12 protein-coding genes are annotated in these 12,420 nt (G+C 58.4%); 2 read left to right on the top strand and 10 right to left on the bottom strand.

Features of this window, described 5'->3' with window-relative positions:
* Positions 1-161 precede the first annotated feature (161 nt).
* Complete coding sequence (locus K9U38_RS20195; RefSeq protein WP_224496150.1) at positions 162-986, top strand: class I SAM-dependent methyltransferase; 825 nt, start codon at positions 162-164, stop codon at positions 984-986.
* A gap of 72 nt (positions 987-1,058) precedes the next feature.
* Here K9U38_RS20195 and K9U38_RS20190 read toward each other — a convergent pair whose 3' ends face one another.
* From K9U38_RS20190 to ampC, 10 genes are all read right to left on the bottom strand, one after another.
* A complete protein-coding gene (locus K9U38_RS20190) occupies positions 1,059-1,832 on the bottom strand; it encodes an amino acid ABC transporter ATP-binding protein (protein WP_224496215.1) in 774 nt (257 codons plus the stop codon).
* Complete coding sequence (locus K9U38_RS20185; RefSeq protein ID WP_224496149.1) at positions 1,832-2,512, bottom strand: amino acid ABC transporter permease; 681 nt, start codon at positions 2,510-2,512, stop codon at positions 1,832-1,834. The genes K9U38_RS20190 and K9U38_RS20185 overlap by 1 nt, the downstream gene beginning before the upstream one ends.
* A gap of 85 nt (positions 2,513-2,597) precedes the next feature.
* Positions 2,598-3,368 (bottom strand): amino acid ABC transporter substrate-binding protein, encoded by a 771-nt coding sequence (locus K9U38_RS20180; RefSeq protein ID WP_224496148.1) that lies wholly within the window; start codon positions 3,366-3,368, stop codon positions 2,598-2,600.
* 194 nt (positions 3,369-3,562) lie between these two features.
* Complete coding sequence (locus K9U38_RS20175; RefSeq protein ID WP_224496147.1) at positions 3,563-4,633, bottom strand: ABC transporter ATP-binding protein; 1,071 nt, start codon at positions 4,631-4,633, stop codon at positions 3,563-3,565.
* A gap of 15 nt (positions 4,634-4,648) precedes the next feature.
* Positions 4,649-5,497, bottom strand: coding sequence for a carbohydrate ABC transporter permease (locus tag K9U38_RS20170; protein WP_224496146.1), 849 nt, complete (start codon positions 5,495-5,497; stop codon positions 4,649-4,651).
* Positions 5,494-6,354, bottom strand: coding sequence for a carbohydrate ABC transporter permease (locus K9U38_RS20165; RefSeq protein WP_224496214.1), 861 nt, complete (start codon positions 6,352-6,354; stop codon positions 5,494-5,496). Before K9U38_RS20165 ends, K9U38_RS20170 begins: the two co-directional genes overlap by 4 nt.
* A 182-nt stretch (positions 6,355-6,536) precedes the next feature.
* Positions 6,537-7,808, bottom strand: a complete 1,272-nt coding sequence (locus tag K9U38_RS20160) for an ABC transporter substrate-binding protein (protein WP_224496213.1) — start codon at positions 7,806-7,808, stop codon at positions 6,537-6,539.
* Between the two features lie 46 nt (positions 7,809-7,854).
* Complete coding sequence (locus K9U38_RS20155; RefSeq protein ID WP_224496145.1) at positions 7,855-9,042, bottom strand: PLP-dependent transferase; 1,188 nt, start codon at positions 9,040-9,042, stop codon at positions 7,855-7,857.
* A gap of 2 nt (positions 9,043-9,044) precedes the next feature.
* Positions 9,045-9,782, bottom strand: coding sequence for a FadR/GntR family transcriptional regulator (locus K9U38_RS20150; protein WP_370632023.1), 738 nt, complete (start codon positions 9,780-9,782; stop codon positions 9,045-9,047).
* A 190-nt stretch (positions 9,783-9,972) separates the two neighbouring features.
* Positions 9,973-11,139 carry a class C beta-lactamase gene (ampC, locus tag K9U38_RS20145; protein WP_224496144.1) on the bottom strand — a complete coding sequence of 389 codons (1,167 nt, stop codon included), beginning with the start codon at positions 11,137-11,139 and terminating at the stop codon, positions 9,973-9,975.
* Between the two features lie 212 nt (positions 11,140-11,351).
* Between ampC and K9U38_RS20140 the strand changes: the two genes are divergently transcribed.
* A complete protein-coding gene (locus K9U38_RS20140; protein ID WP_224496143.1) occupies positions 11,352-12,236 on the top strand; it encodes a LysR family transcriptional regulator in 885 nt (294 codons plus the stop codon).
* Positions 12,237-12,420: the final 184 nt, after the last annotated feature.

The raw sequence follows: 12,420 nt of genomic DNA, 5'->3' as shown, positions 1-12,420 counted from the left end.
TTGGTGTTCCGTTAATCCGGCAGAAATCTACTTGCCTACTCAAAGGTGATGCAAGCAATTGGCAGATATTCCGTTAGCTAGAACAAGTGAATTCAACCACGGCAGTAAAATCGGGTATATTGTACCGATGCCGGCGTCACTGACAGAACGGGCACTGCCGAATGCGTGATGACACTGAAGACCTCCCCGACTACAAGGGCCTCACTGCAGACTATTTTGATCGTCGCAGCGAAACCTACGATCAGGATGCGATTCATCCCCGCCTCGCTGCAATGGTCATACGCCACGCACGCCTTGAACCGGGCCTCGCTGTGCTCGACATCGGGACTGGCACCGGCCGGATCGCCCTGCATGCAAGCAAGCTTATCGGCGACACAGGCTCCGTCGTTGCCATTGATCTTTCCGCCGAAATGCTGACGCAGGCCCATTTCAAGGCAGGCATGGAAAGCCTGACCAACATCCAGTTTGTCCAGGGTGATGCAGAGAACATGGACCTCGAAGATGCCACCTTCGACAGGGTATTGTGTTCATCGGCCTTCGTGCTTCTTTCCAGTCCGTTGAGCGCGCTCCAGACGTGGCACCGCTGGCTCAAGCCTGGCGGCATCGTCGCCTTCGACGCGCCAGGCGAGCCGTTCGGCATCAACAGTGTCATTGCGGATGTCGCGTTGAGTCACGGTATCGCCTTGCCCTATGCTACGGCCGCCAATACGCCTGAAAAGTGTGCCACACTGCTGGCCGCCGCCGGCTTCGAGACTCTTGAGATCAAGGAAGAACTCCTGCAGGAGCACGCCATGCATCTTGGCGATGCGCTGGCAATATGGCCGAAATCCATCGCCCACCCGGCATGCCACAAACTCGCACAACTCCCTGCGCAGGAGCTCGCAGCGATACGCGAGGAGTTCGAGACTAGAGTGACGCAAGTGGCGGCCGATGGGATCGTGATGAGCAGGATCGCCATGAACATCGTTACGGGGCGCAGGCAGTGACGGCATTCACTTGCAAGCGCAACCACTGATGGGTCACGTGACACGCGCATATTGCAAGCGCCGGGGTATCGGCTAGATCCCCTCCCCGTGCGTATGGCCTTGTTCGTGCGTTAACGTTGCAATGAAGCGCTTGGTGCGTTCCCGCTTTGGCTGCGTGAAAATATCACGCGACGTCCCGGTCTCAACGATGACACCACCATCGAGCACGATCACTTCATTGGCAATCTTGGATGCAAGACGCAGATCGTGCGTGGCCATGACCATGGTCGTCCCTTCCCGTGCAAGCTGCGCCAGCACGTCGACCACCTCCCCAGACAGCTCCGGATCGAGCGCCGAGGTCGGCTCGTCGCACAACAAAACCTTGGGCGACGGTGCCAGGGCGCGCGCTATGGCCACACGCTGCTGTTGCCCGCCCGAAAGGGTCGATGGCCAGGCGTCGGCCTTGTGAGCGAGACCGACCTTCTCAAGCAGCTGTGCTGCTCGTTCATGCGCCCGCGCTTTGGGCCATTTCAGGACGGTAACGAGGCCTTCCATCACGTTCTCGACAACGGTGCGGTGCGGGAACAGCTGGAAATTCTGGAACACCATGCCGGTATGCCGGCGCAGCATCTGCACTGACTTGGTGTTCACCCTGGCGCCCGGATGAAACTCCAGCCGGTCACCAGCGATCTCGACGGATCCGGATGTTGGAATTTCCAGGAGGTTCATACAGCGCAGCAGGGTACTCTTGCCGCCGCCTGACGGGCCCACGAGCGCCATGACCGCGCCTTCCGCAACGCTGAGGGACACGTCGTTCAGGACAGTGTGATCCCCGAAGCGCTTTTCGATATTCTTGAGCTCAATCATCATGACCGTGCCTCCAGGAACCCACCGTACCGGTTGAGGCGGGTCTCGAGCCGCGCCTGCAAGGATGACAGGACCGAACTCAGGACGAGGTAAATGAGCGCTGCCTCGATATAAAGGATAAGCGGCTCATATGTTGTCGCAACAATGCGCTGCGCCGCCTGAAACAGTTCCGGCACGGTGATGGCGGCTGCGAGGGAGGTATCCTTCACAAGCGAGATGAAGGTATTGGACAGGGGCGGCACGGCAACCCTTGCCGCTTGCGGCAGGATGGTGCGGCGCATCGCCTGTCCCCAGCTCATGCCGATGGAATAGGCAGCCTCCCATTGTCCCTTCGGAACCGAGGAGATGACTGCGCGCAGGATTTCCGACGTATAGGCTCCAATGTTCAGCGTGAAGCCGATCAGTGCGGCGGTAAAGGCATCAAGCACAATGCCGACACTGGGCAAGCCGTAGAAGATCAGGAACAGTTGCACCAGCAGCGGCGTGCCCCGAATGATCCATACGTAGAATTTGATGATCGCAGCAAATGGTCCCGGCGCAAAAAGCCGGATGAGCGCGGCTATGAGGCCGACGGTCAAACCAAGCACGAAAGAGAGCAATGTCAGTGGAATAGTGAAGATCAGCCCCGCCCACAAAAGGGATGGCAACGATTCAAGCATCAACGTCAGCCAATGAGGCACGGCCGGTACTCCCTCCAAACACAAAGGCAGGGAGTTTTGCTCCCTGCCCTCTTAGAGCGTAAAACGGATCGATCGTAAACGGGGCTTACTTCGAAACGTCCTGGCCGAAATACTTGTCGGCGATCGTCTTGTAGGTTCCGTCCGCCTTGATCGTCTCGAGCGCCTTGTTGATGGCGGCCAAAAGATCGGGCTCTCCCTTGCGGATGATGATGCCCGAGAAATCGGCATTCTCCTGCTGCGCCGCAATCTTCACATTGGCGTCAGGCTTGTGCTTCTTGAAGTCGAGGAAGGACAGGCTGTCATTGATCGTCGCATCGGCACGGCCATTGAGTACCAGCTGGATCGACTGATCGAAGCCGTCTGTCCCGACCAGCTCGGCCCCAGCCTCTTGGGCGATCTTGCCGAAATTGCTGGAGAGCGATTGTGCCGATTTCTTGCCCTTCAGATCGGCAAAGCCCTTCACCTCATCATTGTCACCCTTGACGATCAGCACCGCTTTGGAGGCGATATAGGGTTCCGAGAAATCATATTTCTGCTTGCGCGCTTCGGTGATACCGACCTGGTTGATGACCGTGTCGTAGCGATTTGCGTCGAGACCCGCGATCAACCCGTCCCATTTGCCTTCCAGGAACTCCGCCTTGACGCCCAGGTTCTTGGCGATCGCCTCGCCGATCTCCACGTCGAAGCCCACGAGCTTGCCGGAAGCATCATGATAGGTGAATGGCGCATAGGTGCCTTCCGTACCGATCTTGAGGACACCTGCCGCCTTGATCTGTTCAAGATTGGAGGCAGCCTGTGCCTGGGCAGGCACGATTGCAAGGGCGCCGACGACGAGGAGTGATTTCAGCCAGTTCATTTTGTTTCCATCCATCTGTTGGTTGCCGGCCGGCCAATGTGCCTTCGGCAAGTGAACGAAAAATGTCACTTTGGCGTGGCGCTGCATAGGCATCCCACGGCGGAGTACACCGTTGTTTAGCAAAACTAATACCAGAAATCGACTATTTTGGAGAATATTATTCCCACGCGTTCGGTCGCGAGTTTCTGTCCGGTCTAAGTCAGGCGGATACCCGTCTTTGCGTGAAACACATGCACGTCCCCGGGGTTGATACCAAGGCTGATCGTATCGCCCGGGCCGCGGTCCGTCCGCCCCATGGCAAATATGCAGATCTGCTGGTCCGCCAGCTTGGTGTAGAACTGTGTCGACAGGCCAAGCGGCTCGATCACCTCGATTTTGGATGTCAACGCATTGCCACCGCCAACCTCGATGTTTTCCGGGCGGATACCAACGGTCACCCGGTCGCCATCTTCGATCTTGAGCTCCGGCCGCAGGGGGATCATCTGCCCGTCTGTAAGTTCCGCAGCCACCTTGCCACCCTGGCGGCTTACAACCGCGGGCAGGAAATTCATGCCCGGCGAGCCGATGAACCCGGCGACGAACACGTTGGCGGGACGATCATAGAGTTCGAGCGGCGTGCCGACCTGCTGGATCACCCCATCATGCATGACGACAATCCGGTCGGCCATGGTCATGGCCTCCACCTGATCGTGCGTCACATAGACGGAGGTCGTCTTCAGTTGCTGGTGGAGCGCCTTGATTTCCGTGCGCATGTGCACCCGCAGCTTGGCATCGAGGTTGGAAAGCGGTTCGTCGAACAAGAACACCTTCGGATCGCGGACGATGGCACGGCCCATGGCAACGCGCTGACGTTGTCCGCCGGAAAGCTGACGCGGCAGCCGCTCGAGGAATACGTCGAGTCCAAGCCGCTTGGCGGCACTGCCGACGCGGTTCATGACCAGTTCTTTGGCGGTCTTGCGCAGGGTGAGGCTGAAGCCCATGTTCTCGGCGACGTCCATATGCGGATAGAGCGCATAGGATTGGAACACCATGGCGATATCGCGGTCCTTCGGCGCCACATCATTGACGACGCGGTCGCCAATCCGGATCTCGCCCGCTGAAATCTCTTCAAGCCCGGCGATCATCCGCAGAAGAGTGGATTTGCCGCAACCGGAAGGGCCGACGAGAACCACGAACTCGCCATCGGCAATGGAAAGATCGACCGCCGAGAGCACATTCATGGCGCCATAGTTTTTCTGGACATTGGAGATGGTAACTGAAGCCATCGAATTGATCCCTTGTTAGCCCTTGACCGCACCGGCCGTCAGGCCAGTCACGAGGTAGCGTTGCAGGAAGGCGAAGAACAGGCAGGCTGGTATCAGTGCGAGCACCGAAGCCGCCATCATCTGACCCCAGTCGACGGCGAACTTGCCGATGAAGGTCAGCAGACCAACCGCGAAGGTCTTCTGGCTGTCGCTGCTGATCAGCATCAGCGCGAACAGAAGCTCACTCCACGCTGCGGTAAAGACAAAGCCGAGGGTTGCACCCATGCCCGGAAGCGTCAGCGGGATGATTACCTTGCGCAACGCCTGCGACCGGCTGCAGCCGTCGATCATCGCCGCTTCTTCCAGGTCCTTGGGGATGCCGTCAAAGAACGACTGCATCAGGAATGTTGCGAAGGCGATGTTGAAGGCCGTGTAGATGATGATGAGCCCGGTCAGACTATTGGTAAGTCCAAGCTGACCCATGATGCGATACATGGGCGGGATAACCATGACCAGCGGGAAGGTCTGTGTCAGCAGCAGCGTTACGGCAACCGTCGTCTTGCCCCTGAATGAAAAGCGCGACATGGCGTAGCCAGCCGCCGCAGCGATCATCGTTACCAGAATGGCGGTTATGACCGAGACGATCACACTGTTGAGGAAGTAGCGCGGAAAGTCGGTGGCACGAAGCACTGTGGCGTAGTTTTCCCAAGTCGACGTGGATGGCCACATCGTGATGCCTTCCGAATAGAGCAGCGACTGCGGTGTGACCGAAATCTTCAGCGTCCAGAACAGCGGAAAGAGTGCGAAGACGACATAGGCGCCGACGGCGGCATAAAGGCCGATACCGCCGAGGATGCGCGCGTTGCGGGAGCGTCCGGCGATCATGAGTACCTCACGAGGGATTTGCGGATGCGGATCAGGACGATCGCATAAAGGATGAGAAGTGCCAGCAACAGCACGGCGACCGCCGATGCGTAGCCCTTGTCGAGCGTCTTGAAGGCGCTGACGTAAATGTAGGTTGCGACCGTATTCGTCGACCCTGCAGGCCCGCCTTCAGTCATCACGTAGATGAGGTCGGCGAAGGTCGCGATCCAGATGGTTCGCAGCATCACCGTAATTGCGATGGTTGGTGCAAGGAATGGCAGCGTGACCTTGGTAAAGCGCTGCCAAGGACTTGCACCGTCAATGGCCGCCGCCTCATGCAACTCTCCGGGGATGGACTTGAGCGCCGCCAGCAGCGTGATGGCGAAAAAGGGAACTCCGAACCAGACATTGGCGATGATGGGCCCCCACATGGCGGTGGCCGGGTCGGACAGGATGTTGGTCGGCTCCGATTTCAGCCCGAGGGCGAAGAGCCAGTGTGGCAAGGGTCCGACAATCGGATTGAACAGCCAGGCCCAGGTCAGGCCGGACAGGAACGACGGGACGGCCCAGGGCAGAAAAACGATCGCCTGGACAAACTTCTTGCCGGCAAAATTCTTGTCGAGGAGGAGAGCGAGTCCAAGGCCGAGAAAGAATTGCAGGACGAGGCTCGCGACCGTCCACCACAAGGTGTTCATCAATGCCTGATGAAGCACCTGATCGTGCAGCATTGCCTGATATTGGGCCAGGCCGACATATTCGGATTTGAAGGCGGAAAACTTGCGGAACGAGTAGCTGATGCCGAAGATCAGCGGCACCACCAGCACCAGCATCAGCAGAACGAGCGCGGGGCTCAGGTACAGCCATGGTTCGAACACCATGGAGAACCGGCTCTTGCCGCCGCTTTTCTGCGGCAGATCTGCCACTGTCGATTGCATTACCATTGCGTTCGGCCCCTCATTTGCCAATACGTTCCCCGTCCTTCACCATCCGGTTGACCGATGGAGAAAGCCACAAGGGAAAATGCTCCGGCGCATGGCACCGGAGCATCGTCTCAGTCACGTCACTTCTTGTTCTTGGCCATCCAGGCCTGCTGCTGTTCGGTAAGGAACGCAGCCCATTCGTCGGCAACGGCCTTGGCCGTCTTCTGGCCGAGCAGGACTTCCTGGAAATTCTTGACCGAAACCGAGTCATAGAAGTTGCCGAGGTTTTCCAGATGCGTTGGCGGCGTGACGAATTCGAAGGTTTTCGGATCGCTCAGTTCCTGGAACCAGCCCTTGAAGCTCTCCGAGCCGAAATACGGGTCCTTGTCCGCGCCATTGTGGATCGGCAGGACACCGACATTCTTGGCGAATTCGAGGTTGTCGGCTGGCGCAAGCAACGTGCCCATCAGCTTCCAGGCGTCGTCCTTGACCTTGGAATTGGCGAACATCGCCCAGCCGGCATAACCCAATGTCGGATACGACTTCCCGTTTGGCCCCGTTGGCAGCGGTGCAACGCCGAAATCCTCAGGCTTCATTTTCTCGGCGATACCGATCAATGCATCCGGATCCTGGTCGAGCATGGCGCATGTACCGGAATAGAAACCGGTCACCACCTCGTTGAAGCCCCAGCTGACACTGTCCTTGGGCGCATAGCCGTTCTTGTAGATGTCGGCCAACATCTCCAGGCCCTTGACTGCGCCCGGCTCGTTCAGCGTTGCCGTACCATCCTCGTTGAAATAGCCGCCCTTGCCATTGGCGATGTTCATGAACATCTGGACGCCGTTGAAGCCGCCGGGCCCGCCGCGCAGGCAGTAGCCATACTTGCCATCGAGCGCCGAGATTTTCTTGTTGGCTTCCATGAACTCGTCAAGCGTCTTCGGCGCTTCCTTGAGGCCGGCCTGTTCGAACAGCTTCTTGTTCCAGAACATGGCGCGGACATAGTAGCCGTAGGGGATCATGTACTGCTTGTTGTCGACCACGGAGCCGAACTGCTTGGCGCGGTCGCCCAGCGTGCCCGCATCCTTCCAGTTGGCCATATAGGGTCCGAGATCCTCAAGCTGGCCATTGGTTGCATAAAGACCCATCCAGCGTTCCGGCATCTCGACAATGTCGGGCGTATCGCCGGCCTGCACCATGGTCAGGAACTTCTCGAAGGCCTGGCCCCAGGGCAGCGAGACAAGCTCAACCTTCGTGCCGGGATTAGCCTGCTCGAAGGCTGCAATCTGCTTCTTCAACAGCTCGGTGCGTGGCGGACTGGAAATAACCTCCACCATCTTGATCGTCGTGTCGGCGAAGGCCGCCGATACGGTCATCGACAGGGCAGCAATTGCCCCTGCCAGAAATGTTCCCATTCGTTTTTGCATTATTGTCTGCTCCCATTTTGCAAAGTTCAGAAGTTCAGCGTTTTGCTATTGTCAGTGCATTGGTGAGGTCCGCCCAAAGCTCCTCTACACTTTCGAGACCCACGTGAAGGCGGATGGTTCGCGGGCTGACACCGAAGCGCCCGATCGAATTGGCATCCGGCGTCTGTTGCAGCGAGGCAAGCGCCGGGACAACGAGACTTTCGTGGCCGCCCCAGCTGACACCGATGCGGAACAACTTCAACGCATCGACGAAGGCCGGCACATCGATATCCTCGGTGACCTCGAAGGAAAACAGGCCCGAATACCCGGTCAGCGTCGCCTTGCCGGGATGATTGGAATAGGCGGGATGCATGATGCGCTCGACGCTGTCATGGCCTTTCAGCCGCTCGGCGATGGTCAGCCCGCTCTTCATGTGATGCGGCAGGCGCAAGGTCAGCGTCCGCAACCCGCGTAGCAGCAGCCAGGCTTCGAATGGCGAGAGCTTCGCTCCAAGATATGAATAGGTGCGCCCGTTGATCCGCTCGATCAGTTCCTTCGAGCCGGCGACGACACCCGCGACAGTGTCACTGTGGCCGCCGAGATATTTCGAGGCCGAATGCATGACGAGGTCAATGCCGTGACTGATCGGTTTCTGGAACAGTGGCGTCGCCCAGGAATTGTCGATCGTGGTGACGACGCCATGCTGTTTGGCAAGCTTGGCATAGTGCGCGATGTCCTGAAGCTCGAACATCATCGAGCTCGGGCTTTCGAGATAAAGCAATTTTGCGCCCGGCAATGCCGTGGCCACGGCATCGGGATCGGAGCCGTCGACATAGTCGACCTTGATGCCGAGATGCGGCAGAAGCCGCTCAAACAGCCGGTAGGCGTCGCCATAGCAATTGCGAACGGCGACGATACGGTCCCCTGCCCCAACAAATGCCAGGACCATGGCGCTTATCGCACCCATGCCGCTGGAGAAGGCGCGGGCCGCCTCGGCGCCCTCGAGCGCCGCGATCTTGGCCTCGAACTCCATCACCGTCGGATTGTCGCCGCGGGAATACATCGGCTGGCGCTTGCGCCCGGCAAATGCATCGGCCATCTCCGCATAATTGGCAAAGGTGAAGAGCGATGTCTGGTAGATCGGCGGAACGACCGAGCCGCCTGGAAACGGCTCGTCATGGGCAAGCAGCGTTGCAGCTTGCGCCATCATGTCCTGATCGTGAAAATAGGGATTGTCGCTCATTTTCAACTCTTCTTGCTCTGCTTTTTCAGGTTTGCAGCACCGCGCCGTAGGTCGTCCTCGACGGTGGCAATCAATTTCAATGCTTCGGCACGTGCCGCTACGGGATCGCGCGCCGCAATGGCGTTGAACAATGTCCGGTGATACGGGAAGCTGGCATGACCGAAGTCGCGCACGCCGAGCGGATGCTCCCAGAACCGGTGGAACATTTCGTACATGGCAGCGATGATCTGCTCGAAAAGCGGATTACCGGACGTGCGGAATACCGCAAGGTGGAAATCCCAGTCCTCGTCAGCCGACATGCCATGCCGCGCGTGAAAGGCCTCTTCCATCCGGATAAGCTGCTGCTCGATGAATGCGATATCTGCATCGCTTGCGCGCTCTGCACTGAGAACTGCCGCCTCTGCCTCAAGGCCGCGACGTATCTCGAGCGTATGCATGAGGCTGTTGAAATCATTGCCGGACGGCAATGTCAGCGGCAGATGCAGCATGTTGCGCGTGACCGCCGATTTCAAATAGGTGCCACTCCCCTGGCGTCGTTCGACAAGGCCAAGCTCCTGCCACCGGGTCAGCGCCTCGCGTACCGTTGTCCGGCTGACCTTCAGATGTTCGGCGAGTTCGCGTTCGGTCGGCAGGCGATCGCCCGGCCGCAGCCCCTCCCCAGTCACAAAATCCACCAGCGCATGCAGCACGGCGTCATCACGCGATGATGTATGTACCGGGGCAAGGATCGGACTGATCACGAAACGCATCACCTAAATTGGTTGGACCATTGGGCCAATTCAACATGAATGCGAGACACTGTCAACGGCGCAATCAGTCATTTTTGACAGTTTGGAAATACGTCAAAACCCGCCGCGCAAGGCGGGTTGGATGTGTTGCCGATGCAGCTCTGATGCGACGTTGCGGCGAAGAATGCGCCGTCCAGATCGCCTAGTCAGTGCCGCCGTCGAGCGCGGTCAGAATCTCGTATGCAGCCTTCACCCGTTCTGCATTGGGATAGTTCTTGTTTGCCAGCATCACGATGCCGATGCCTTTGGCCGGAACAAAGGCGACGTAGGCACCGAAACCATTGGTGGAACCGGTCTTGTTGATCAGCACATCGTCCTGCGGCGGCAGGGGAGAGGCAAATTTCTCAACTTTGTTGGCCTTGAGGGCCATGTCCGGAGAGTTGCCGACCAGCAAGTGCGCCAGATCCGTGGGATAGGCATACATCTCCCAGCCCAGGCCTTGCGTCATGTCACCCACCCTGAAATACCCGGTATGGGTTGCGGTAATGGCGCTCTGCAGTGTCTTGTCCAACCCCGAACCGTTCATGTTCGCCTCTACGAACCGGATCAGGTCGTAAGCACTCGTCTTGACGCCATAGCCCTCTGAATCAAGGACGCCCGGCGTGACGCGGACGGGTTTGCCCGTTTTGGAATAACCGTAGGCATAGTTGCCCATCTCTTCCTTGGGGACATGGATGTACGTATTCGACAAGCCAAGCATAGGCAGTAGCTGCTGGCCCATCAGATCGTCGAAGGGCTGCTCCAGACTTTCGGCCGCCAGATAGCCGAAGAGGCCAATGCTCGGGTTCGAGTATAATCTGTGGGTACCGGCCGCGTAATCGGGACGCCAGCTTCTGTAATAGGCGATCATCTGCTCCAGATTGGTTACATCGTCCGGAAATTGCAGCGGCAGGCCGCCCGCAGAGTAAGTGCCGAGGTCGAGAAGGGTGATCCCGTCGAAACTACTCCCAGCAAGCGCCGGCAAGTAAGTACTCGCACTGTCGGAGAGGGACAGGGCTCCCCTCACCTGCGCATAGGATGCCAGCGTTGCCGTAAAAGTCTTGCTGATGGAGCCGATCTCGAAAATCGTGTTCCTCGTGACTTTTATCCGGGTGTCCTTTGAAGCCACGCCATAATTGAGAAAATATTGCTTTCCCCTGACTGTGACCGCCACCGCCATGCCTGGAACCTCATTCTTCTGCATCACAGGACGGATCGCTTCATCGACGATGCGTTCGACGTCGCGCGCGTCAGACGCATGGGCGGCAGTGCCACACAGGAACGGAACAGCGGCGAGAACGCTAATTCTTGAAGGGATAATTTTTCTCATGGCAGATGGAGACTCCGGTTGTACATGTTGTCGGCCGCCTTTGCCACGCCGTTGGCGCGCGGTCGCTCGGCACGGGCATTCTCGTAACAAAACCGCGCTATCGTGACCTGCGCGGTTGTTGACCGAAACGGCCACTGCGATATACGCAAACGACACATACTGAACAAACGACGATATTTTGCATTGGCCATTAGAAAAATTGGGGCATCTCCATGGTTCGACCTCATCTGCCCTTGAATGCTCTTCGGGCATTCGAAGCATCGGCACGGCATTTGAGTTTCACCAACGCCGCGATCGAACTGCGCGTGACACAAGCTGCCGTCAGCCATCAGGTGAAGGGTCTCGAGAGCCGGTTGAACGTAACCTTGTTCAACCGGCTTCCGCGCGGCCTGATGCTGACGCGCGAAGGCGAGACGCTGCTGCCGTCCCTGCGTGACGCCTTCGACCGTATTGCGTCGACACTGGAACACTTCGAGAGCGGGCATTATCGCGAGGTTTTGCGCGTAGGCGCTGTTGGAACCCTTGCCGTCGGCTGGCTATTGCCGCGCCTGCGCGACTTTCAGGAACAGCATCCCTTCATCGACCTGCGCCTTTCGACGAACAACAACCGGGTGGATATTGCCGCAGAGGGGCTCGATTATGCCATCCGGTTCGGTACCGGGGCATGGCATGGGGTGGACGCATTGCGCATCCTCGAGGCGCCACTTTCGGCGCTGTGCATTCCGGAGATCGCAGAACAGCTTTCCACGCCGGCTGATTTGGCGCAGCACACCCTTCTGCGCTCCTACCGATCCGATGAATGGCAGCAATGGTTTGCGGCCGCCGGCGTTTCCACAAGGATGCCAGTGCCAAGAGACATTGTTTTCGATTCCTCGATCGCCATGATGGAAGCGGCGATGCAGGGTGCCGGCATTGCTCTGGCACCGCCCTTGATGTTCGCGCGTCATCTGCGGGCTGAAACCATCCGGCAACCCTTCAATGTCACGGTGACTATGGGAAGCTATTGGCTGACGCGCCTCCAATCACGAACCGAGTCACCCGCCATGGCCGCCTTTAGGAACTGGCTCGTCGAGGCCGCCAGTACGGACGGCGGCTGAGCAGAGATCATTCCCACGCTCTCCGTCATCCTCGGTCCGGGTTTAACCCGAGGATGCCGGAGAGGGTGGTGTCAGGATAACGGCTGGTCATCACGCACAGCGCCTTTGCAAAAAAAATCACCTGAAACTTATCCACGCCCTCCGAACCTCGCTTATGCTCATTGCCGTCCTTCCCGTGGGAACT

Source organism: Phyllobacterium lublinensis (genome assembly GCF_020164435.1).
Classification (GTDB): Bacteria; Pseudomonadota; Alphaproteobacteria; order Rhizobiales; family Rhizobiaceae; genus Phyllobacterium; species Phyllobacterium lublinensis.
The sequence above is the reverse complement of the archived record's forward strand: the minus strand, read 5'-3'. Positions and strand labels throughout refer to the sequence as shown.